Here is a 24,267-nt window from a genome sequence, read left to right as displayed (position 1 = left end):
CTTAACGACTATGGCAGACAAAACACGTTACAGCGACGAAGAACTCGAGGAGTTCCGTGGCATAATAAATGAGAAATTGGCGACAACCCGTCATGACTATAATGAAATGATGCGCTCGCTGATGAATGCTGATGGCAATGGTGTTGAAGACACATCGCCGACGTATAAAGTACTTGAGGAGGGAAGTGCCACTCAGACAAAGGAAGAACTGATACAACAGGCAGGTCGTCTTCAGAAGTTTATCGTGTCACTCGAAGCGGCACTTGTCAGAATAGAGAACAAGACCTACGGCATTGATCGTATTACCGGAGAATTGATCCCGAAAGAACGTCTGCGTATTGTGCCTCATGCAACATTGAGTGTGCAGTCTAAGGAAGCAAGGAACAAATAAATGCGTGACGATAACAAACGTGCTGCCATCATTGCAACAATCTTGGTTGTTGCAGTGTTGGTTATAGATCAGGTTATTAAAATCGAGGTCAAGACCAACATGCGACTTCACGAGGTAATTGATATTACTGGTTGGTTCAAGATAAACTTTATTGAGAACAACGGTATGGCATATGGTATGACTTTTTTCAATAAGTTAGCACTTAGTCTGTTCCGTATAGTGGCTATATCCTTTATCGGATATTATATTGTAAAAGTTATAAGGAAAGGTGCACGTATGGGATATATCGTTTGTCTGTCCATGGTACTTGCCGGTGCCATGGGCAACATGATTGACTGTATGTTCTACGGACTGATATTCAATTCTTCTTCTCCGGCCTATGTAAGTTATTTTGTGCCGTTCGGCGATGGTTATGCTCCGTTCCTTATGGGTAAAGTTGTGGATATGTTCTATTTTCCTCTCATAGAGACAACATGGCCTGAATGGGTTCCTTTCGTGGGTGGAGATGAATACATATTTTTCAGTCCGGTGTTCAATTTTGCAGATGCCAGCATAAGTGTCGGTGTGGCAATATTGCTGCTGTTCTACCGAAAGGAACTTTCTTCGATAAGTTTCTCACGCAAAAAGGTATGAAAAGGCTTCGTGATATATTGCTTTTTTTCTCGGTTTGCTATTTCTTCACAGCTTGCAAGCCGAGTGTTCCGAGTGAAATAATACAGCCCGGTGAAATGGAGGAGATATTGCTCGACCTCCATATTGCCGAGGGCATGGCAAATGCTAATCCCTCTGCAACCGATAATATGGAGTATTACAAGTTATTGTATCGGCTCGGAGTATTTAAAAAGCATGATATAACGCAGGCACAGTTCGATTCATCTATGGTTTATTACTCACGTCATGCCGACCGCCTACATGATATTTACGAAGAAGTTGCAGAACGTCTCGGCAAGAAAGCCATAGCATTAGGTGCTTCGGCCGCAGATGTAAATCGTTACGGCACGATAACGTCTGATGCCGATACCACTAATGTTTGGTTGGGAGAAAACTCTATAATATTGTTGCCACATCCGCCGTACAACACTTATTCGTTCACGATAGTTGCCGATAGTGTTTATAAAAAAGGAGACCGTATGATATTGAATTTTGATTCCGATTTCATATTCCAGACAGGGATACAGGATGGTGTCGCCATGCTTGCAGTTGTGTTCAAAAATGACAGCGTAGCATCTAACATGGTTCATTTCTCCGGCACAATGCACCAGACAGTAGAGGTAACAGACAGTCATCATCTCGGAATAAAGGAAATTAGAGGATTTTTTTATATGAACACGAGAGATTTGCAACAAGATGTCACGACTTTAAAAATTATTTCCATACATAATATTCGCCTTATACGTTTCCACGACCGTGCCGGTAAGAATTCACACAATGATAGAATACCGCCAGCTGACGGAGTGCCGGAGGAGAGGAAAGATACTGCCGTACAACTTGATAAATATGCACTTGAAAAGTTTTAGTTGATATATGGAAGACGTTAGGAGAGTTGCTGCCCACGAAGTTGATGTATGCGGAGAATACTTGCTCAATAACGCTGTGGTAGAATTGTCCGGAGGTCACGTACGGAATTACTATACGTTCTCCTTAGAATTGCCATTTACGGAATGGTTAGGTGGCACAATAAAGATAATAAGAGATTCCGATGGAGGGCTTATAGCTTATTGGAAAGGTAAACAGATTAAATGAGAGTATTAATGGTAGGTTTATATAAATTGGTCTTTTCAGACTTTGAGGCTGTTTATATACTTGCCTAATATTAAAAGTAAATAATTCTCTTTATAACAATGAATTTCGATATTAATAAGACAAAGGAAATTGCAAAGAGATACTTCAACATGATGCCCGACAAGAGTGACGAGCGTGATACGATAGAACGCATTGAGAGTGGCGTGTCTTTCCGTGGTGCAAACTTGTGGGTACTTGTATTTGCAATTTTTATCGCATCGCTTGGACTTAATGTTAATTCAACAGCGGTTATCATAGGAGCAATGCTTATATCGCCACTTATGGGGCCTATACTGGGTTTGGGACTTGGCATAGGAATTAACGACATGGTATTGTTGAAAAGGTCGGGCAAGAATCTTGTTGTGGCTACGGGAATAAGTGTGCTTACAGCAACGATATATTTTGCATTATCACCACTCAGCGAGGCACAATCGGAACTTCTTGCACGTACTTCTCCTACGCTTTATGATGTTCTTATTGCACTCTTTGGAGGTGCGGCAGGCATAGTGGCACAGGCAACCGGTGGAAAAGGCAATGTTATACCCGGTGTTGCCATTGCCACTGCACTGATGCCGCCGTTGTGTACTGCAGGTTTCGGTATTGCGACTCTCAATTTTAGTTATTTTATCGGTGCATTCTATCTGTTTTACATAAATTCCGTCTTTATATGTATTGCCACTTATCTCGGTGTGAAATTCTTAAAATTCAGACCGATAGCATCACTCGATAGTCATAAGTCGAATATTATTCATAACAGAATATTAATACTTACGGTAGCCACTTTGATACCTGCTGCGGTAATGACATACAATATGTTGGGAGAGACGGTATTTGAAAGTCGTGTAAGAAGTTTCGTTGACAAAGAATTGAACTGGAAAGGATCACAGATAATATCATACGATGCCAATCGGGACGAGAAGCGGTTGAGAGTGGTTGTGGTAGGAAATGTCGTGGCTGATAGTATGCAGCAACAAGCCCAAAGACTTCTTGAGTTCTATGGAATGAAAGATTATCGTTTGCAACTTATACAAGGTGCAGCATCTGCAAATATACAACTGCTGGAGAACAAACTTGCAAAAAATAAAGAAACGCACGAAAAATATGAACAGATGCTTATGGAAGAGACTACGAGGCAGGCTGCTACATACGACTCGCTACAGCAATATCGCCGTTATGAAGAACTTAGTAGTAAAATGAAAGGGGAGATAAAAGTGCTTTACCCATCTGTTAAAAGCATCAGTTTGGCAAAGATGTTATCGGTATCTACTGATACTTTACCACATAGGCAGTATGTCGCTGTAATAGTGGAACTTAAAAAAGATAAGCGAATGAACGATGTTGAACAGAAAAAGATGAAACTCTGGATTGGTGAACGCATTGAGGCAGATAGCCTGAGGTTGTTCATATCTCAATGATAAATAAACACGTTTTACTCCCATAGTCTTCTATTTGCATTAATTTTATATATTTTGTTAGTGAAGTTATCAAGATGCCTATCAACAATAAAAATAAATCTATTTATTTTGTATTGTCTTCTATTTGCACTAACTTTGCAGGCAGAATAAAGTTTATTTAAAAGAAATGATACTTGAAAAAATAGAACAACTTCTTCAAGAAGTGAACTCGCTGAAAGCTTCTAACGCTGAAGAATTAGAAGTTATAAGAATAAAATATCTCAGTAAAAAAGGAGAGATAAATTCGCTGATGTCTGATTTCCGCAATGTGGCAGCAGAAGAAAAAAAGACTGTGGGAATGAACATCAACAAATTGAAGCAGACGGCGGTAGAAAAGATTAACTCACTGCGAGAGCAGATTGTGACAAACGACAATAATTCTGATAATATTGATTTGACACGTTCCGCATATCCGATACCACTCGGTACAAGACACCCATTGACGATAGTTGAGAACGAAATTATAGATATATTCTCACGAATGGGATTTATTTTGGCAGATGGTCCGGAGGTAGAAGACGATATGCATGTGTTCACGAGAATGAATTTCGCTGCCGAGCACCCCGCACGCGACATGCAGGATACATTTTTTGTAGAGACAAACACCAAGGATGTTACGAAAAACATAATACTTCGCTCGCATACTTCATCGGTACAAACACGTGTTATGGAGACACAAAAACCACCGATAAGAGTAATATGTCCCGGACGTGTCTATCGCAACGAGGCAATAACGGCACGCGCACATTGTTTCTTCCATCAGGTTGAAGGACTTTATATAGACAAAGAGGTTTCCTTTACAGACTTGAAACAAGTTTTATTATCGTTTGCACGCGAAATGTTCGGTGCCGATACCAAGATACGCCTTCGTCCGAGTTATTTCCCGTTTACGGAGCCAAGTGCGGAAATGGACATATCTTGCCATATCTGTGGTGGTGTGGGATGTGGTTTCTGTAAACATACCGGTTGGGTGGAAATTCTTGGTTGCGGAATGGTTGATCCTAACGTACTCGAACAATGCGGAATAGACAGCAAAATATATAGTGGATATGCTTTCGGACTCGGAGTGGAACGAATTACCAACCTTAAATATCAGGTAAGCGATTTACGTATGTTCTCGGAGAACGACACGCGTTTCTTGCGAGAGTTTGAGGCGGCTTATTAATTACCGCAAGTAACCGGTAACACTTGATGAATAGGACTTTCGAACATCGTATTTCATACGTAGAGGTGGCAGGGGCGATTATTATCGCCCTAATCATATTGTGGTGTTTTTGGGATAGAACAACAACAAATGTCATTGTTGGTTGTATATTCATTGCTGTTGAAGTTTTGGTCATTGACCGTCTGTTGAATACCATATACGTTATTTCTGATGGCATTATAACAATAAAACGAGGACGATTCGGTGGAAAGAAGGCAATAAAGTTACTTGAGATAGAAAGGGTAGAGCGCGTAAAAACTCTTTTTACCCATTATGTATTGGTTGAATATGCCGGTAGGAAACATGTTACAATATGCACTGTTAATGAAGATGAAATATTAAGAAAATTGAGACAAAACTGTAATGATGAAGATTAAAAAGATTTGCCTGTTGTTTTTTTTGTGTGTCGCAACGTTGAATTGTGTGGCACAAGGCAGCAATGGCAATGACTCTGTGACAATCTTCAGTCAAGACAGCATAACGTTGGATGTTCTGTGGGAGGATAATGTCCTTTACAGAATTGAAGACATAATGAATAGCAATGTATTAAAGACATCGATCGTTGGTGTTGAGATTTATGACCTTACTGATGACAAAGTGATTTATGCTTGTAACGAACGACAGACAATGAGACCTGCCAGTACGCAGAAGATGCTAACTGCCGTAACCGCTCTCGACCGTCTTGGCGGAGATTATGAATATAAAACTCAACTTTGCTATACAGGAGAAATAGATGGAAGGACATTACTCGGTTCACTATATTGCATTGGTGGTTTCGACCCTGCTTTCAACGGCGATGACATGGAATCTTTCGTGTCTGCCGTCAGGGAGGTCGGAATAGACACAATTCAAGGCAATATCTATGCCGACTTGAGTTTTAAGGACGGTGACCGGTTGGGTGAAGGATGGTGTTGGGATGATGACAACCCTACACTTACACCGCTTATGGTAGATAAAAAAGATAATTTTATACAGCGTTTTACATCATTATTAAGACAGAGAGGGATGGTGCTGAACGGATATACAGACGAACAACGGACTCCTTCATCAGCAAAACAGTTATATGTTTTGACACGCCCAATAAATCAAATCCTAAACCGCATGATGAAAAATAGCGACAACACTTATGCTGAATCTATGTTTTATCAGTTAGGTCGTTCTGCAAAAGAAGTAAAGACTCATTATAATAATATAATAAGGAAAGTTGGTCTTAATCCTTCAGACTATTATGTGGCAGACGGAAGTGGTTTGTCGCTATATAACTATGTTTCTCCGCACGAGGAAGTGGCTTTCCTAAGATATGCTTTCGAGAACAAGAATATCTTTGCTCCTCTCTATCTTTCTATGCCTGTTGCCGGAGTTGACGGAACTTTGAAGAAACGTATGCGTGGAACCGATGCAGAAGGTAATGTACGTGCGAAGACCGGCACAGTTACGGGAGTAAGTTCGCTTGCCGGTTATCTTTATGCGCCAAATGGTCATTTTATATGTTTTTCGATAATAAACATGGGTGTAATGAAAGCCTCGACAGGTCGTAATTTTCAAGATCGCCTTTGTGAGGCTCTTTGCCGTCCGTAGTAGTTTGTATATTTTTCAACATTTTAATTTCGTGTTTATTTGCCGATAATTATTTCTGCAAGACGGAAAAACTTACAAACTGTTTTTACTCCGAATATCTTTGCAATGGTCATCTTTACTTTTGTGATAATATTTATACAATCTCCCGCCATGTACCATTTTCCTACGTAATCACTCATGCTGCGCAACATTACTTTGGAGCCGTAACGTGAGAAAGCTGTTATCTGTATGTTTAAAACATGAGCATAATATTCGGCAACAAAATCAATCGGCTGTCTCTTCATTTCATTAATATTATTGTCAAGAAACTTTGTGTGTGCATCCAACAGACTTTGATAATCCCCTTTCTTAGCATTTTGTGTAATGCCTTCCGGATTCTCTATATAGTTGTAATATCCATGAGAAGTTGTCACAACCTTACCCCGCACATTGTTAAGGAGTAAAGGGAGGATATGAACATCCTCAAAATTTCTACCTATTGGGAAGCGGACACCCGAAAAAATGTTGCGTCTGTAAATCTTGTTCCATGAATATGTGTGAGCGTATGCCTTTCCGCGAAACCAATAATCTGTTACATCATACCACTCGGCATCAGGAATACAGAGCTGTTTCTGTTTATTTAAATTGTCAAGTTTAATCACATTATATTCCAATATATCAATGTATTTGTCGTCTTGCATACGAACTACCAATGGCAATAATGTATTCGGAGCAAGATAGTCGTCCGAGTCAACAAATGTAAATATGTCGCCGACTGCCATTTCTAATCCGGCATTACGCGCAGCACTGAGTCCACCATTCTGTTGGTGAATGACCTTGAAACGGTTGTCCTTTGCCGTCCACAAGTCGCATATCTTACCACATTTATCCGGTGATCCGTCATCTACCATTATTACTTCACAGTCTTCAATACCTTGTGAAGCAACACTCTGAAGGCATTTGTCCAATGTCTTTTCAACTTTATATATAGGTATTATGATGCTAAGCATAATATATTTTTATCCGTATTTAATAGTTTGCAAACTTATTGTTTTTTTTAAGAACTTTCAACTTTATCAAGTTAAAGAATTTAAACAGCATTTATTGATGTTTTTGTGGATGTAAGTTATGTGGCATATCAACAATAAAAATAAATGATATTTATTTTGTATTGTCTTCTATTTACACTAACTTTGCAAACGTAATGAAGCATTATGGCTTCTTTTGGTAGGTTATATTTATAAGTAAGTTATTTTTGAAATAAATGAAAAAAGCATTTGTTTTTGTGATTGCAGCTTTGCTTTGCTCAATCATGACGATGCAGATGACGAGTTGCACGGACAAGAAAGTGGGTCAAGATAGTATCATCGGAGACTCCTCCGTACGTGATACTTCTGCATTGGACTCACTTGAGAGTATCATTGAGGAGGCACCTATGCCGAAAACGGCAGATGAACTTTTTGACGATTTCGTGTTCAATTTCGCAGGCAATAGTAAGTTGCAGCGCAATAGAATAGTGTTTCCGCTACCTGTAACTACGGGGAGCAAAACTACAATGTTGCAGGCTAACCAATGGCGTACTGAACATTTCTTTATGCAGCAAGGATACTATACGCTGATTTGTGACAATCGTCGCCAAATGTTATTGGGTAAGGACACCTCAATATGTCATGTTGTGGTGGAGAAGATACTTCTGTCAAAGAAAAGTGTGCAGCAGTTCGTTTTCGACCGCATAAAAGGAAAATGGATGCTGACAGGTATCGTAAACCAAGGCATTGGACAAAACAGGAATGCATCTTTCCTTAATTTTTATAACAAATTTGCAAATGACACTACATTCCAAATAGCAAGTCTAAACAACCCCGTAAAATTTACCGGACCGGATCCTGATGATGATTTTGCCACGATGTCCGGAGAAATAGCACCCGAGACATGGTTTGCCTTTGCACCGACAGACATGCCGCGCGGGCTTATATATAATATAATGTATGGAAAGAACTATGGGGGAGGCAACGAGAAAATTTTCTGTATGCGAGGTATTGCCAATGGACAGGAAATGGAAATGACTTTTAAAAAGAATGGCGGGAAATGGAAACTGACAAAAATAGTGCAGTAAGTTAAATGAAGGACATTAGAAAATATAGTCTGCTTGGTAACAACACTTTCGGCATTGATGTGTTATGCAATCGTTTCATTGAGTTTTATTCTCTTGAAGAGGCACGTCAGGTGGCACGTATATTGCAATCGGATAAATCTCCTTTTATTATCATTGGTGGTGGTAGCAATGTTTTGTTTACCGATAATTTCAACGGGACGGTAGTTCGTTCCGCAATAAAAGGAATATCCTACGAAGGTAATGGAATACTAACTTGTGGATCGGGTGAAAAATGGGATGATGTAGTTATATTCTGCGTTTCAAACAATCTACATGGTGCCGAGAATTTATCGCTAATCCCGGGTGATGTGGGAGCCAGTGCCGTTCAAAACATAGGAGCGTATGGAGCAGAGATTAAGGACTTGATAGAAACTATAGAAGTGGTAGAGATTGATACATCAAACGTGGTAACAATAAATGCTGCCGATTGTGAATATGCCTATCGCCACAGTCGTTTTAAAGGAGAATGGAAGAATCGTTATCTTATTACAAAGGTGACATACCGGCTGACCACCGGAAATTTTGAGCCTGAAACAGGGTATGGCAACATAAACGACGAACTCCGGAAACATGGTATTTTCATGCCCACAGCAAAACAATTGCGTCAAATGGTGATAGACATACGGAGGCAAAAATTGCCTGATCCTGACATAGAAGGCAATGCAGGTAGTTTCTTTATGAATCCCGTTGTTGATAAAAAGAAATATGAGAGTCTTGCAGCACAATATCAAGATATGCCGCATTACACGCTATCAAACGGGAAAGAGAAAATTCCGGCAGGCTGGCTGATAGATCGTTGTGGCTGGAAAGGACGTTCGCTTGGTAGGGCAGGGGTGCATGACAAGCAAGCATTGGTACTTGTCAATCGCGGCGGAGCAACTGGCGATGAGATTGTTGCACTAAGTGACGCGATAAGAAAGGATGTATTGACTAAATTCGGTATAGAGATTTTTCCCGAAGTTAATATTCTTCCCAAGTATTGATTTTATAGTACATTATTATTAATGAAACTAATTTTTCTCGGAACCGGAACATCTGTTGGAGTTCCCACCATTGGTTGCAAATGCCGTGTATGTATGAGTAAAGCCCCACATGATAAGCGGTTGCGTTGCTCGGCATTGGTGGAACACGGCAACACGAGGATACTGATAGATCCGGGTCCAGATTTCAGACAACAGATGCTTTCGCAGCCATATCGTAAGATAGATGCCGTACTACTGACACATATACACTATGATCATGCCGGAGGAATAGATGATCTCCGTCCGTTCTGTAAGTTTGGAGAAATTAATGTCTATGCCGACAATATTACTTCAGAGGCACTTGTAAATACTATGCCTTATTGCTTTGCCGATAATGACTACCCGGGAGTACCAAAGATAAACCTTGTTGGTTTGAAACACCATATTCCATTGCATGTAAACGAACTTGAAGTAATTCCTTTTGAGGTAATGCACGGCAATTTGCCAATAACAGCATATCGTATTGGCGGACTGGCATATATTACTGACATGAAGACAATTAATGAATATGAGATGGATTTTCTGCGCGATGTTGACACGCTTGTAGTCAATGCCTTGAGGTATGCCCCCGACCATCATTCCCATCAGAGTGTAGATGATGCAGTGTCATTTGCTGAAAAGGTAGGAGCGCGAAAAACTTTTTTCATACATTGTTGCCATGACATAGGATTACATTCTGAAGTAAACAAAAAACTCCCACCCGACATGCAACTCGCATTCGATGGGCAGGAGGTAGAAGTGTTTTGTTGAAAATAATTTACTTATCTTTCTTCTTAAATTTGCTCAGAAAGCCATAATATTTACGATAGAGTTTCCAACCGAGCATGGCTCCGTCAAATATTCCCGCACCGGTATTCAACATGTCTGCCATCTTCAATCCTTTTGTAGGTTGTTCGTGCTTTGTCGTTAAATCTTTCCACAATGTATCCATCTGTGCATGGTCTGCCCTTATTCCTGTCAGCAACTGTTGTTTCCTCTCAGATATAGATTTCAGAGTCTTATACCTTGGTGGATTTGCAGGTGCGAGAGTGATATTCTTGTTATCTTCCATATCTTTCGAGTGTTTTTTAAATATCCGCTTTCTTTTCATTGTCGAACAGCATTTCTGCAAGAAACTTTACCAACGGCCTTTCTATTATGGGTTTGCGGAAAAGGTATAGGATAAAAAGTACTATCAGATAAAATGCAGCCACGATACAGAATGCCAATGGGTAGCCTGTTGCCGGTGCCATTGCACATGCTGCGGAGAAAGAGAGATATATGAGCATAAGCAACATTACGAGTGCCGATGCCGCTCCTATTACGAAAATGGTTATTAGGCGTACGACCTTATCGATTACGTCAAGTTTGACATACTCGGTCTGCAACCCGACATAATGCCTAAGCACTTCTACGAGTTGCCCTATCGTTTCAATGTTTCTGTCGCTTGAGAACATGATAATTAATCTTCCGCAGCACTTGCTATTTCAAGGTCGTCTGCAAAATCCTCTATTTCCTTGCGGCTGAGTTTCAGTTTGTGCTTTTCGCAGAAATCCTCGATAGTTTCACTGAGTTTCTTCCGAGTATCCGTTCCTTTTTCCGGTGCCAATAGCAGTCCGAGTGCAGCCCCTGCAATTGCGCCTCCGAGAAATGCGCTGATATAACCAACTGTCTTCATTTCTTGTTGTTTTATTTGTTAAACATTTCGTTTCCTACTGAATTGCAAATATATAAATTCTTTCTTTAACTTCCAAAAAAATAACATCGTTTTTTAGAAAAACCCAACGATTTGTGTCATTTAACAAACTTTATGCGCTCTTTTTTGTAGTGTTTGATTGTTTTTATGTAATTTCGCAGCGGTTTAATTATGAATCGTAACAAGAATATTTCAAATTACAAATAGCAAATTAAGATTATGAAGAAGTACATTTTAGTTTGTGCCGGCTTGGCTCTGGCAATGGCGTTCACAAGTTGTAAATCGTCGGAGAGTGCTTACCGTAAGATGTATGACGCAGCTAAGGCTAACGAAGATGTTGGAGTAAGTGCCATTACAAACGACAATATGGGTGAAGAGACGGTAGTTGTGGCTCCTGTAACAGAACGTCCTATTACGGAAACCACTGTTACTGACAATTACGACAATGTGTCGGTGAGACAGGAAAACGTTCGTGTGGTAAACGGTAACGGTCTGAAGAATTTCAGTGTTGTCGTAGGTTCGTTCAGTGTTGATGCCAATGCCTACGGTCTGCAAGATAAACTAAAGAATGCCGGATACAATGCACAAGTGGCATACAGCGAGGCAAGGCGTATGTATCGCGTAGTAGTGGCAACATTCGACAGCAAGGTTGATGCAGTACGCAGCCGTAACGATTTCCGTGCACAATATCCCGATGCATGGCTGCTTTCGCCGGAGATTAAATAACCGGTACACATAAGACGTGGCGAGGATTGTCTCAATCGACTACGGCAAGCGAAGAACAGGTATAGCAGTCACCGACCCATTGCAGATTATCGCCAATGGGTTGGCGACTGTATCTACATCGGAACTATACCAATTCCTTGTCAATTATATGGCAAAAGAGCAGGTGGAAAGGATTGTTATAGGAAAACCCATGCAACCTAACGGAATGCCAAGCGAGAATTTTTCCCGTGTTCAGCAATTTGTTGCACACTGGAAGAAAGTTCAGCCGGATATTCCTATTGAATATGTTGATGAACGTTTCACTTCTGTTCTTGCTCACAGAGCCATGATAGACGGAGGATTGGGTAGGAAGGCGAGACAAGACAAGGCTCTTGTAGATGAAATTTCTGCCACCATCATACTTCAAAGTTACATGGAAAGAAGGCGAAACCCTTGATTGTCAAATCGAAAAATATAATTATAAAATCGTGATTTTACCAATATACATTTATGGGCAGCCGGTATTGCGAAAGGTTAGTGAGGACATTCCTAAAGACTTTCCAGAGTTGCCGGAACTTATACAAAACATGTTTGACACACTTGCGGCAAGCGAGGGAATAGGTCTTGCCGCTCCGCAGATAGGGCGTGACATACGCGTTGTTATAATTGATCTCGACCTTATCTCTGATGACCTGCCGGAATACAAAGGATTTCGGAAAGCGTTCATAAATCCTCATATTGTTGAATATGATGATACAGAAACAGAGACAATGGAAGAGGGGTGTCTCTCGTTGCCTGGGATACACGAGAAAGTAACACGTCCCACAAGAATTCGTGTGCGTTGGGAAGATACCGACCGCAACGAACACGATGAATGGATAGATGGTTATCTTGCACGGGTAATGCAGCATGAATTTGATCATCTTGATGGAAAGGTGTTCACAGACCGCATTTCTCCACTACGCAAAACAATGATAAAAAACAGGCTGAAGTCGATGTTGCAGGGGAAATATCGTTGCGGATATCGTACTAAACCGGCAAGGAGATAAAGAAAAATGCACAGAATACTCCTTTGCTTGTCAATGTTTATGCCGTTGATGGCAATGGCACAATATAATGTTGACAGACTTGTTACAATGGGGCGAAGCGCGCTCTATTATGAGGATTATGTGCTTTCAATACAATATTTCAACCAAGCCATAAACGCTAAGCCTTTCCTTTACGAACCGTGGTTTTTCAGAGGTGTTGCGAAATACTATCTTGATGATTATGTAGGTGCGGAGAATGATTGTTCCGAGGCGGTATCGCGCAATCCGTATGTAACGGGAATTTACGAGTTGAGGGGACTTTGCCGCATTAGGCAGAAAAAGTACGATGATGCGATATCTGACTACGACATGTCGATAAAATTCGACCCGGCAAACCGTGGATTGTGGTATAACCGTGTTCTTTGTCGAATAGAAAACAAGGATTTTTACAAAGCAAATACCGAACTCGACTCCATGATGGTAAAGTGGGGGGATTTTTCAAAGGTGTATTCCTTGAAAGCAGAAGTCTGTTTGCTACAAGAAGATACATTGGGAGGGGGCAACTATCTTGACAAAAGTCTTGAAATTGACCCATACGATGCCGATGCCTGGATGGTGCGTGCAATGATAAGTCTTTCGAGAAAACAGTGGCATGATGCCGACAGACAACTTGGAAAGGCAATTCACTTAAAGCCAAATATAGTTGGCAACTACATCAACAGGGCACTTGCGCGATATAACATAAATAATCTGCGTGGTGCAATGGCAGACTATGACAAGGCGATAGAAATTGACCCGGAAAATTTCATGGCACATTATAATCGTGGGCAACTGCGAGTTCAAGTGGGAGACGACAATCGCGCGATTGCCGATTTCGATTTTATAATACAACATGAACCGCAGAATTTCATGGCAGTATTCAACAGGGCATTACTGTTAGACCGTACAGGAGACCTGCGTGGTGCCATACGAGATTATACAACCGTAATAAATAAATTTCCTAATTTTTGGACAGGATTGCATTATAGGGCGCAATGTTATCGGAGACTCGGTATGACGGCACGGGCAGAACAAGACGAGTTCCGAATTTTCAAGGCTCAGAACAACAAACATTTCGGTATTCAACAAAGATGGAGCAAATCGAAAACTCGCGAAGTACGGAAACTGAGTGAGATAGATATGGACAAATATAATCAAATGGTTGTTGCTGACGAACCGGCGGTTGAACACGAATATGACAGTGAATATCGCGGGAAAGTGCAGAATAGAAAAATTGATGAACAGTTGATGCCGATGTTCATGCTTGCTTTCGGGAATCGTGCGAACGGTATTCGTAAATACACAGCATTTGATGTAGAGTTGGAGAAGTTTAACAGTCTGAATGATAATGGTGAAAATATGTATCTCGTATGCAGTCGTAAATCCATGTCTGAGGAAGATGCCAAACGTTATTTCTCGCTTATAGATAAATTAAGTGAAGAGATTGCCGCCGTAAATGCCATGGATACCGTACGTCCATTGTTATTGAAGCGTGCTGCTGCATATCTTCAAATGCAGAATTTCGAAGATGCCGTTAACGACTTTACAGCATATATATCTTCCGACAGCACTTCGGCAATGGCATTCTGGCAGCGTGCCGTATGCCAATCGATGATGAATGATTTTAATGCTTCACAAGGTGTTGATGTACAGTTGAAAGCCGCCCGTACACTCGATGATTTCAATAAAGCTGCAAGCCTTAATCCTTCAAGTGCATTTTTATTGTACGATCGTGCAAATTTTTATGTGGCACGAAAGGAACTTGAACGTGCCATCGAAGAATACACCGAGGCAATCAGTATAGACCCGAATCTCGCCGAAGCGTATTACAACCGCGGCATGACACATCTTAAAAATGGCAATAAGAAAAAAGGAATGGCAGACCTCAGCAAAGCAGGGGAACTTGGTCTGTTCGACGCGTACAGCGTGATACGCAGGTTTAGCGAGAAGTGATCCAAGATCGTGCAACGCGTAATAATGCAGGGGAAATAGCGGGGAAGGGAAGACCGGACTGTCGTAGACAATGGAAAGCCGCCTTGGCAGATGGGTTGCCGGGGCGGTTTCTTTCGTGTGCCTCCCAACAATAAAAATAAACGGCGTTTATTTTGTATTGTCTCCAATTTGCACTAACTTTGCAGACGATAAACAAACATATATTGTAGATATGATAAAAATTACTTTTCCGGACGGTTTTGTGCGTGAATACGAAGAGGGCGTAACCGGAGTACAGATTGCCGAAAGTATTTCGCCGGCTTTGGCACGCAACGTTGTGAGTTGCGGAGTTAACGGCGAGACAGTAGAACTGAACAGACCGATAAACTCTGATTCGACAATAGCCCTTTACAAGTTTGAGGATGAAGAGGGAAAGCATACTTTTTGGCACACGAGTGCCCACTTGCTTGCCGAAGCATTGCAGGAACTTTATCCGGGAATACAGTTCGGTTTTGGTCCTGCCATAGAAAATGGTTTCTTTTATGATGTGATGACTCCCGAAGGCGTTTCTATTTCCGAGAACGATTTCCCGAAGATTGAGGCGAAGATGCAGGAACTGGCACGCAAGGACGAGCCTGTGGTGCGACGTGACATATCAAAATGTGATGCTCTGAAAGAATTTAAGGCCGACGGACAGGAATACAAGTGCGAACACATTGACCTTGACCTCGAAGACGGAACTATCTCGACATATACACAAGGCTCTTTTACCGACTTGTGTCGTGGACCACATTTGATGTCAACAGGAGCCATAAAGGCAATAAAGATAACAAGTGTTGCCGGTGCTTTTTGGCGCGGAGATGCCGAGCGTGAACAGATGACGCGTATCTACGGCATTACGTTCCCTAAAAAAAAGATGTTGGATGAATATCTCGTAATGCTTGAAGAAGCAAAGAAGCGCGACCATCGCAAGATTGGCAAAGAGATGGAACTTTTCATGTTCTCGGATCGTGTGGGAAAAGGGCTTCCGATATGGCTTCCGAAAGGAACCGATCTGCGTCTGCGACTTCAGGATATGCTACGCAAGATACAGAAAAACTACGGCTATCAGGAAGTGATAACACCACACATCGGATCTAAGAACCTGTATGTTACCAGCGGACACTATGCACATTATGGCAAAGATTCTTTTCAACCTATACACACACCCGAGGAGGGCGAGGAGTATATGCTGAAACCAATGAACTGCCCGCATCACTGTGAGATATTCGCATGTAAGCCACGCTCATATAAAGATCTGCCATTGCGTATAGCAGAGTTCGGAACGGTTTATCGCTACGAAAAGAGCGGCGAACTACACGGTCTGACACGTGTCCGCTCGTTCACACAGGACGATGCACACATCTTCTGCCGACCTGATCAAATCAAGACTGAGTTCATGCGTGTTATGGACATCATAAAGACAGTATTCTCAACATTTAATTTCGAGAACTACGAGGCGCAAATTTCACTGCGCGACCCGAAGGATACAGAGAAATACATTGGTTCGGATGAAGTATGGGAAGAAGCGGAGCAAGCAATTATCGATGCTTGTAATGAGAAAGGACTTAATGCCAAGATTGAATATGGAGAGGCAGCTTTCTACGGTCCGAAACTTGATTTCATGGTAAAAGATGCAATCGGACGACGTTGGCAGTTGGGAACGATACAGGTTGACTATAACTTGCCGATGCGCTTCAAACTGGAATATACTGCCGAGGACAACTCGAAGAAAACACCGGTAATGGTTCACAGAGCACCGTTTGGATCTATGGAACGTTTCACGGCTGTGTTAATAGAACACACGGCAGGAAAGTTCCCGCTATGGCTCACACCCGAACAAGTGGCAATACTGCCAATTTCCGAGAAATTCGTAGAATATGCCGGTCGTGTGAAACGTTACTTTGACAATGTTGGGGTGCGCTCTACCGTTGATGAACGTAATGAGAAAATAGGTCGTAAAATCCGAGATAACGAATTGAAGCGTATCCCGTATATGCTCATCGTAGGAGAGAAAGAAGAGACCGAAGGGTTTGTCAGCGTTCGCAAGCAGGGGCATGGTGATCAGGGACAGTTGAAGATGGAAGATTTCGCAGCACAGATTAATGCCGAGGTGGCTGAGATGTTGAAAGAAACAAATGTCAGTCCCGATGATAAATGACACCGTTTTACCGTGAGGCAGGTAAAATATTACAAATCCGCAACGACATGATTCGTTGCGGTTTTTTTATGTCAAAATAAGAACATTACATAAAAATACTTTGTGAAACTTTTGGCTTTTACTGCTTTTTTGTTAAATTTGCAACATTATTCCGTAAATGACGGAATGCCACCATAATAAAATCTTGAATTACCAAACTTATATGAAAATACAAACCTTATGATTAACAAACAACTATTAGAACCGGAAAGCATCGTTGTAATCGGTGGTTCCAACAATTGTCACAAGCCGGGAGGTACCGTGGTACGCAACATTATTAGTGGAGGGTATGAAGGAACGCTGCGCATCGTAAATCCCAAGGAAGATGAAGTGCAGGGAATAAAGGCATTCCATGACGTGAAAGAATTGCCCAAAACAGATATGGCAATCCTCGTGGTAGCAGCGAAATTCTGTCCCGAATACGTCGAATTTCTTGCCAAAGAGAAGCAGACACGGGCATTTATAATAATATCTGCCGGCTTCGGAGAAGAGACAAAAGAGGGTGCCGTACTCGAACAGCAAGTACTCGAAACATGCGAACGTTACGGATGTGCACTCATCGGGCCTAACTGCATAGGTTTGTTAACGCGCTGGCATCATTCGGTATTTACCAAACCAATCCCGAACCTCAACCCGAAAGGTGTAGATTTTATATCAGGTTCGGGTGCAACGGCCGTGTTCATACTTGAGAGTGCCGTTACCAAAGGACTGCCATTCAACTCGGTATGGTCGGTAGGAAATGGTCGTCAGATCGGTATAGAGAGTGTATTGGAATATATGGACGAACATTTCGATCCGGAGAAAGATTCAAGGATAAAACTGCTTTACATCGAAAACATATCAGACCCGGACAAACTGTTGAAGCACGCAACGTCACTGATTCGCAAGGGATGCCGCATTGCAGCCATTAAGGCCGGAGCATCCGAGAGTGGCAGTCGCGCGGCATCGAGTCACACGGGAGCCATTGCTTCGAGCGACTCTGCCGTGGAGGCACTGTTCCGTAAGGCGGGTATCGTTCGTTGTTTCTCTCGCGATGAACTAACCACTGTCGGCTGCATCTTCACGCTCCCGCGCTTTACAGGCAAGAACGTCGCAATAGTAACACATGCCGGAGGACCCGGAGTAATGCTTACCGATGCTCTGTCCAAAGGCGGGATGAACGTACCGCCAATATCCGGAAAGGTTGCCGATGAACTGAAAGAACTATTGTTGCCGGGCTCTTCGGTGGCAAATCCCATTGATATTCTCGCTACAGGAACTCCCGAACATCTCGGCATTGCAATCGACTATTGTGAGAATAAGTTCGATAACATAGATGCCATAATGGTTATTTTCGGAACACCGGGTCTCGTCCAACTATATGAAGCATACGATGTACTGCACCAAAAAATGCTTGAATGCAAGAAACCGATTTTCCCAATACTCCCGAGTGTCGTCACTGCGGGTTCCGAAGTAAGTGAGTTCTTGAAAAACGGGCATGTCAATTTCTCAGATGAAGTTGTGCTTGCAACCGCTCTCGCTCAGATTATGAAGACTCCTGCACCGACTGAACATAATATGAATTGTGACGGCGTGGATGTTGCACGCATTCGAAATATAATCGATGGAATAAAAGAGAATGGATATATTGCACCGAAACTCGTAAACGAACTGCTCGACAGTGCCGGCATTCCAACCGTACCGGAGTTTGTAGGCTGCAATAAGGAAGGAGTGGTTGATTTTGCCGACAAATGTGGTTATCCGGTGGTGGTAAAGGTTGTCGGTCCGGTACACAAAAGTGATGTGGGAGGTGTAGTACTTAATGTGTGCAACGCAGAACAACTTGCTACAGAATACGATCGTATGATGCAGATACCTGATGCAACGGCAGTAATGGTTCAGAAGATGATAAAGGGTACGGAACTGTTTATCGGAGCGAAGTATGAGCCGCGTTTCGGACATGTTGTGCTATGCGGTCTCGGAGGTATTTTTGTCGAGGTATTGAAAGATGTTTCCAGCGGTCTTGCTCCGTTGTCAAACACAGAGGCAGAAAACATGATTCGTTCGTTGCGGGGATATAAGATAATAAAAGGTGTCCGCGGACAGAAAGGACTGAATGAAAAGAAATATGCAGAGATTATTGTTCGTCTTTCAATACTACTGCGTCATGCCACTGAAATAAAAGAGATGGACATCAATCCGTTGCTTGCCGACGAGAACGATGTAGTTGCGGTTGATGCCCGAATACTTGTTGAGAAATAAATTCTGTCAAACAGGATTGATTTGATCCTTGGTGGAAAGATTTATAAAAAGTGCAGAAATACACATATAGTGTAGAACTGCACTTTTATGTACTTTTTATATTTGTGGTGATAATTTTTTTGAATATTGTTATTCCCCTTCATTTAAATCTTACATGTAAAGGTAATAATACCAATATGTTTTTCCATAAATATCACGCAGGATTGTACGGCACTCTTTTTTATGTAGATATTTTTTACGCATTGCTATAAAATCTTCATAATCTGCTTTGCAAACATCATCGTGGAAACCGTCAATATTTGTTGAGTGTTTGTGCTCGTATATAACAAGTGCTTCACGGTAATGCTTCGGCAATACCGATGTGGAATCCATCTTATAATAATTTCCCAATTCACCGGCAAAGCGATCCAATTTTTTGTCAAGCAGGTACGAACACAATAGATAATCTGCATATCCGGCTTTCGTCTGCCCCGTCATTTTTATGGTTTTGAGATAATCTTCGACCGTCATTTTTGTTTTGGGAACAGCCCCTGCCACTCTATAAATATTACCGGAGTCATATCGTACGCATCTTACGCTGCCACCATTTGGCAATAATGATGCCGAGCCACCGATCAGAGGGTATTCGAATAGTCGCTCGCCCAACAGTCCGGAGCGTGCCAGCACATTTGCTCTAAGCATTACCAATGAACTATCTGTCTCCAACGATGATTTTCCGACGTCTAATGCCTCTGCATATTTTCCTTCGTTCATAAATCGTTCTATCTTCATACGATAGTGCAGGACATCGTTTCCGTTGCTGAAAATGCCGACAGAAAAGAACATCAATGCCATTAAGAGCATATTTACCCATGATGCTTCAGAAAACAATCCGCTACCAGATTTGTCCGACATATACGGCTTATATTTCATCAACAGATAGACTGTAAGAGCAAACATTACTATCAGAATTGGAGATAACCAAGTCCATGTACTCAACGCGAAATGTTTGTCGAATGTGTCTTCAACGCCGGTTAAGAGACATAGCAACATCAACGAAGGGAAATAAGTCAGTGCATGTGCATGTCTGTTTTGTTTCGTAATGGAATATACTCCAATCTGCAAAAGATATAATAAGAGTGTGACAATCACCGCCCCGACAGGTCTTGAATATGATGTCTGACCACAGGAAAGAACATGCTGCATTGCTCCTATTAGATCACACTGATAGAAATACATGTAGCAGAATGTAAAACCGAAGAAAGCAATGGCACAAAATACGCGTATTACAACCGTGCTCTCGCTCTTTTTGTTGTACGTCATGGTGCAATAATTAATTCTTCCTTAACACGACTGCACTGCGAGCCGGAATATATAGTTTTAACCATTCCTTGTGTTGCCCGACATACAAAGGGTCGTAATTTGTAATATGTGTAATACTGTCGTCTGCGAAACCATTTCCTCCGAACTCCTTTGAATCTGTGTTAAGCAATACGTCATACGAGCCGGTGGGTACGAGGAAACCGTAATCCGTGAACGAGCGTGAAGGAGAGAAATTGAATACGAAGAGCAAATCGCCTCTCATAAAGGCAAGTACTTGATCTCCGTCGTTGTGCCAAATTTCCTGAACAGGTGTTTTTAAGAAATTCTTCTCTTTCTTTATAACATTCAGCATTTCCCTGTCGAAATCTCCCAACCAATGATAGCATAATTCTTTGTTATCTACGAGATTCCATTGCCGGCGAGCATATTTGTGACTCCAACCGTTCCCTTCTCTCGGGAAATCAATCCATTCGGGGTGTCCGAACTCGTTCCCCATGAAGTTGAGGTATCCGCCATTTATGGCAGCAGCCGTTATGAGACGTATAATTTTGTGCAATGCAATACCTCTTCGTGCCGTCTCGTTTTCGTCTCCTTTGCGAAAATGCCAATACATGTCTGCATCTATGAGGCGGAAAATAATAGTTTTGTCACCTACGAGTGCCTGATCGTGACTCTCGCAATATGAAATTGTTTTCTCATCAGATCGACGGTTTTTCACTTCCCAGAAAATTGAACTTGGCTTCCAGTTTTCATCGGATATTTCCTTTATCGTTTTTATCCAATAGTCGGGTATGTTCATTGCCATACGGTAATCAAATCCGTATCCGCCGTCATCAAACTTGGCGGCAAGTCCCGGCATTCCGCTCACTTCCTCGGCTATTGTGAACGCAGAAGGATTTACCTCATGTATAAGTTTATTGGCAAGCGTAAGATAGCATATTGCATTGTCGTCCTGATGACCGTTGAAATAGTCACCGTAGTTTGTGAACGCTTCCCCGAGTCCGTGACTGTAATAGAGCATTGAAGTAACTCCGTCGAATCGGAAGCCGTCGAATCGGAACTCTGTCAACCAATACTTGCAGTTGGAAAGTAAGAAATGTATCACTTCATCTTTTCCGTAATCGAAGCATAACGAGTCCCATGCAGGGTGCTCATGCTTTTCTCCGGGATAAAAATATTGATTGGGGTCTCCTGCAAGGTTGCCAAGTCCTTCTATTTCATTTTTCACGGCATGCGAGTGTACTATGTCCATTATTACAGCCAGCCCGTTCCGGTGTGCCGTGTCAATGAGCAGTTTCAACTCTTCCGGTGTCCCGAAACGGCTTGACGGTGCAAAGAACGAACTAACATGATAGCCAAACGATCCATAATAAGGATGTTCCTGTATCGCCATTATCTGTATGCAGTTGTAGCCCGCTTTTACAACCCTCGGCAGCACGTTTTCGCGGAATTCGTTGTATGTTCCCACCTTTTCTGCGTCCTGACCCATTCCGATGTGGCACTCATATATAAACAACGGAGTGTTCTTGTTACGCCGGAAAGTCTTTTTCCATTCATATTCCTTTTCGGGAGCCCACACTTGAGCGGAGAAAATTTTCGTCTCGTCATCTTGCACCACTCTGCATGCCCATGCCGGAATACGTTCTCCTTGTCCGCCGTTCCACTTCACGATCATCTTATAAAGGTCTCCGTGTTTCATCGCATTCTTAGGCAGTTTGAGCTCCCAGTTTCCGGTTCCCTCAATCTTTTTAGCACGGAATCTCTCTTCCTCTTTCCAATCGTTGAAATCGCCTATTATATATATATCAGTGGCATTTGGTGCCCATTCGCGGAATACCCATCCGCCTCGTGCGTTACGATGTAGTCCGTAATATGAGTATCCGTTGGCAAAGTCGGCAAGATTTCTCTTTCCGTTCATTGTAAGCCGGTTTATTTTCCACACGGCATGTTCGTGCCTTCCTCTTACCGCCTCTTCGAACGGTTCGAGATATGCATCATTTTTCACAAGACCAATATGCTTCTGTTGTTTTGCTTGTTTCTTTGCCATGCTTGTTTTTATTTTTCTGATATACATTTTCTACCGTTTACTTCCTCTTGTGTATGTTCCTTTAGATGTAACATTTCCGTTACGATCTTTTTCAACGTATTCTCCATCACGAAGGTCGTCTTTGTATGTACCCTCAAAACGGTTTCCTGCCTTGTCAACTTCTATTGCTTTGCCGTTACGTTTTCCATTTTTGTATATTCCGCGGAACTTGCTCCCATCGGAATAATGTATTATTATTTCTCCTTCCACATTGCCGTCCTTGAAATCGCCTTCAAAAACGTCTCCCTCTTTCTTTGTCAGTTTTCCATGTCCGTTCTGCTTGTCGTTTTTCCATTGCCCCGCATACACGTCTCCGCTTTTCCATTTCAGCGTTCCTTTGCCTTCTTTTTCTCCGTTGACGAAGTGTCCGGTATATACATCACCGTTTGCATATCGGAAAATACCTTCTCCTGTACGCTTCCCTTTGAAATAATCCCCTTCGTAAATGTCGCCATTCTGAAATTTGTAAATCCCTTTACCATTCATCACTCCGTCCTTGAAGTCGCCTGTATATGAATCGCCCGAAGCATATTTATATGTACCCTTGCCGTTCATCTGATTGTCAATCCAGTCGCCGTCGTATGACGACCCGTCTCCCCAGTCGAACAGTCCCTTGCCATTGCGCTTGTCCTCGTCCCACTGTCCGGCATAATATGCGCCACTCGCAAAAGTGTATTTTCCATATCCCTGTCGGTTGTCATGATACCACTCCCCGTCATACACGTCACCGTTATAGTAGTATTTTATGCCATGTCCCTCCTGATAATCGCGATACCATAGTCCGACGTATTTGTTGTTGTCAGGGTCGTATAGAGTACCATGACCATGTTGCTGATCCTGAAACCATTGTCCTTCATATTTTCCCCCGTCGGAAAAAGTATATGTTCCCTTTCCTTGGCGTTTTCCCTTGACAAACTCTCCTTCGTATATATCGCCGTTTTTGTATGTGGCACTGCCTTTTCCATGCGGTTTTCCGCCCGACATCTCGCCTTTGTAGTTTGTCCCGTCTTTTGTGACACACGAGCTGAGAGTTATCTTTTGGGCGTTTGAAACGAGAGGCATGGCAAATACCATAGCCATAACAATCTTCTTCATTATGCTGTAATTTTAATGTTTCAAGACGCAAATTTATGAAAAAAAGGCAAGATTACAAAAGAAAACAGTGTAAATTCAGATTACTTTTTTCTTATTTTATTTTTTTAAGCAGGCTTTCAAAACTAATTGTCGCGGCATTTTCATATATTTTTTAGATAACTCCACAAAACAACAGATTGCTTATAAATATATAATTGTTGATTATGTAAATTTTGGTTTGTCCGCGAGACAAACTTGTCTTTACCGTGGCAAGTGATTAATTTTGAACATCTAAATTGATTTGCAAAACTCAATATATGGCATAACCTTATATCTTTATACAATAATAATGATGTGCATTGTTTTCCACAAGTAATGCAG

The 24,267-nt window shown here is 41.9% G+C and carries 24 protein-coding genes; 17 read left to right on the top strand and 7 right to left on the bottom strand.

From position 1 onward, the window contains the following. Positions 1–10: 10 nt before the first annotated feature. The 8 genes from EII32_RS04180 (at position 11) to dacB (ending at position 6,409) form a co-directional block, all read left to right on the top strand. The gene (locus EII32_RS04180; RefSeq protein WP_125234192.1) at positions 11–391 is read left to right on the top strand and encodes a TraR/DksA family transcriptional regulator; all 381 of its coding nucleotides are present in this window, start codon (positions 11–13) and stop codon (positions 389–391) included. After that, complete coding sequence (locus EII32_RS04175; protein WP_125234191.1) at positions 392–1,024, top strand: lipoprotein signal peptidase; 633 nt, start codon at positions 392–394, stop codon at positions 1,022–1,024. Beyond that, positions 1,021–1,908: a DUF4296 domain-containing protein gene (locus EII32_RS04170; protein ID WP_125234190.1), complete on the top strand. Its 888-nt coding sequence runs from the start codon at positions 1,021–1,023 to the stop codon at positions 1,906–1,908. The genes EII32_RS04175 and EII32_RS04170 overlap by 4 nt, the downstream gene beginning before the upstream one ends. Before the next feature lie 7 nt (positions 1,909–1,915). Continuing rightward, on the top strand, positions 1,916–2,134 hold the full coding sequence (locus EII32_RS04165) for a hypothetical protein (RefSeq protein WP_125234189.1): 219 nt from the start codon (positions 1,916–1,918) through the stop codon (positions 2,132–2,134). 98 nt (positions 2,135–2,232) lie between these two features. Further along, complete coding sequence (locus tag EII32_RS04160) at positions 2,233–3,588, top strand: DUF389 domain-containing protein (RefSeq protein ID WP_125234188.1); 1,356 nt, start codon at positions 2,233–2,235, stop codon at positions 3,586–3,588. A gap of 166 nt (positions 3,589–3,754) precedes the next feature. Then, positions 3,755–4,792, top strand: coding sequence for a phenylalanine--tRNA ligase subunit alpha (pheS, locus tag EII32_RS04155; RefSeq protein WP_125234187.1), 1,038 nt, complete (start codon positions 3,755–3,757; stop codon positions 4,790–4,792). Positions 4,793–4,818: 26 nt separating this feature from the next. Then, on the top strand, positions 4,819–5,208 hold the full coding sequence (locus EII32_RS04150) for a PH domain-containing protein (RefSeq protein ID WP_125234186.1): 390 nt from the start codon (positions 4,819–4,821) through the stop codon (positions 5,206–5,208). Further along, a complete protein-coding gene (gene dacB / locus EII32_RS04145; RefSeq protein ID WP_125234185.1) occupies positions 5,195–6,409 on the top strand; it encodes a D-alanyl-D-alanine carboxypeptidase/D-alanyl-D-alanine-endopeptidase in 1,215 nt (404 codons plus the stop codon). Before EII32_RS04150 ends, dacB begins: the two co-directional genes overlap by 14 nt. A 35-nt stretch (positions 6,410–6,444) precedes the next feature. Here dacB and EII32_RS04140 read toward each other — a convergent pair whose 3' ends face one another. Next, complete coding sequence (locus tag EII32_RS04140; RefSeq protein ID WP_125234184.1) at positions 6,445–7,398, bottom strand: glycosyltransferase family 2 protein; 954 nt, start codon at positions 7,396–7,398, stop codon at positions 6,445–6,447. 254 nt (positions 7,399–7,652) lie between these two features. Here EII32_RS04140 and EII32_RS04135 point away from each other — a divergent pair, with 254 nt between their 5' ends. From EII32_RS04135 to EII32_RS04125, 3 genes are all read left to right on the top strand, one after another. Continuing rightward, positions 7,653–8,504 carry a DUF4348 domain-containing protein gene (locus EII32_RS04135; RefSeq protein WP_125234183.1) on the top strand — a complete coding sequence of 284 codons (852 nt, stop codon included), beginning with the start codon at positions 7,653–7,655 and terminating at the stop codon, positions 8,502–8,504. A 5-nt stretch (positions 8,505–8,509) separates the two neighbouring features. Continuing rightward, positions 8,510–9,526: a UDP-N-acetylmuramate dehydrogenase gene (gene murB / locus EII32_RS04130; protein ID WP_125234182.1), complete on the top strand. Its 1,017-nt coding sequence runs from the start codon at positions 8,510–8,512 to the stop codon at positions 9,524–9,526. Positions 9,527–9,619: 93 nt separating this feature from the next. Further along, entirely contained in the window at positions 9,620–10,315 is a 696-nt protein-coding gene (locus EII32_RS04125; RefSeq protein ID WP_317125324.1) for an MBL fold metallo-hydrolase, read from the top strand. Between the two features lie 7 nt (positions 10,316–10,322). Here the strand turns inward: EII32_RS04125 and EII32_RS04120 are convergent, their stop codons facing one another. From EII32_RS04120 to EII32_RS04110, 3 genes are read right to left on the bottom strand one after another with little or no spacing between them, the layout of a single operon-like run. Continuing rightward, complete coding sequence (locus EII32_RS04120) at positions 10,323–10,616, bottom strand: hypothetical protein (protein ID WP_125234180.1); 294 nt, start codon at positions 10,614–10,616, stop codon at positions 10,323–10,325. Positions 10,617–10,632: 16 nt separating this feature from the next. After that, the gene (locus EII32_RS04115; protein WP_125234179.1) at positions 10,633–11,001 is read right to left on the bottom strand and encodes a phage holin family protein; all 369 of its coding nucleotides are present in this window, start codon (positions 10,999–11,001) and stop codon (positions 10,633–10,635) included. A 5-nt stretch (positions 11,002–11,006) separates the two neighbouring features. Next, complete coding sequence (locus tag EII32_RS04110; RefSeq protein ID WP_125234178.1) at positions 11,007–11,222, bottom strand: YtxH domain-containing protein; 216 nt, start codon at positions 11,220–11,222, stop codon at positions 11,007–11,009. Between the two features lie 237 nt (positions 11,223–11,459). Here EII32_RS04110 and EII32_RS04105 point away from each other — a divergent pair, with 237 nt between their 5' ends. From EII32_RS04105 to EII32_RS04080, 6 genes are all read left to right on the top strand, one after another. Next, complete coding sequence (locus EII32_RS04105; protein ID WP_125234177.1) at positions 11,460–11,966, top strand: SPOR domain-containing protein; 507 nt, start codon at positions 11,460–11,462, stop codon at positions 11,964–11,966. A gap of 16 nt (positions 11,967–11,982) precedes the next feature. Beyond that, positions 11,983–12,402 carry a Holliday junction resolvase RuvX gene (gene ruvX, locus EII32_RS04100; RefSeq protein ID WP_125234176.1) on the top strand — a complete coding sequence of 140 codons (420 nt, stop codon included), beginning with the start codon at positions 11,983–11,985 and terminating at the stop codon, positions 12,400–12,402. A gap of 31 nt (positions 12,403–12,433) precedes the next feature. Continuing rightward, positions 12,434–12,994, top strand: coding sequence for a peptide deformylase (gene def / locus EII32_RS04095; protein WP_233582301.1), 561 nt, complete (start codon positions 12,434–12,436; stop codon positions 12,992–12,994). Between the two features lie 6 nt (positions 12,995–13,000). Further along, positions 13,001–14,965, top strand: coding sequence for a tetratricopeptide repeat protein (locus EII32_RS04090; protein ID WP_125234174.1), 1,965 nt, complete (start codon positions 13,001–13,003; stop codon positions 14,963–14,965). 211 nt (positions 14,966–15,176) lie between these two features. After that, positions 15,177–17,144, top strand: coding sequence for a threonine--tRNA ligase (thrS, locus tag EII32_RS04085; RefSeq protein ID WP_125234173.1), 1,968 nt, complete (start codon positions 15,177–15,179; stop codon positions 17,142–17,144). A gap of 219 nt (positions 17,145–17,363) precedes the next feature. Next, entirely contained in the window at positions 17,364–19,424 is a 2,061-nt protein-coding gene (locus EII32_RS04080) for an acetate--CoA ligase family protein (protein WP_125234172.1), read from the top strand. A 150-nt stretch (positions 19,425–19,574) separates the two neighbouring features. Here the strand turns inward: EII32_RS04080 and EII32_RS04075 are convergent, their stop codons facing one another. The 3 genes from EII32_RS04075 to EII32_RS04065 are packed head-to-tail and all read right to left on the bottom strand — an operon-like array spanning position 19,575 to position 23,907. After that, positions 19,575–20,726, bottom strand: a complete 1,152-nt coding sequence (locus tag EII32_RS04075) for a DUF6057 family protein (protein ID WP_125234171.1) — start codon at positions 20,724–20,726, stop codon at positions 19,575–19,577. Positions 20,727–20,736: 10 nt separating this feature from the next. Continuing rightward, entirely contained in the window at positions 20,737–22,773 is a 2,037-nt protein-coding gene (locus EII32_RS04070; protein WP_410524565.1) for an alpha amylase C-terminal domain-containing protein, read from the bottom strand. A 30-nt stretch (positions 22,774–22,803) separates the two neighbouring features. Further along, positions 22,804–23,907, bottom strand: a complete 1,104-nt coding sequence (locus EII32_RS04065; protein ID WP_125234169.1) for a phosphatidylinositol-4-phosphate 5-kinase — start codon at positions 23,905–23,907, stop codon at positions 22,804–22,806. Positions 23,908–24,267 lie beyond the last annotated feature (360 nt).

The sequence above is a fragment of the Prevotella sp. OH937_COT-195 genome (assembly GCF_003932845.1).
Lineage (GTDB): Bacteria > Bacteroidota > Bacteroidia > Bacteroidales > Bacteroidaceae > Prevotella.
The sequence above is the reverse complement of the archived record's forward strand: the minus strand, read 5'-3'. Positions and strand labels throughout refer to the sequence as shown.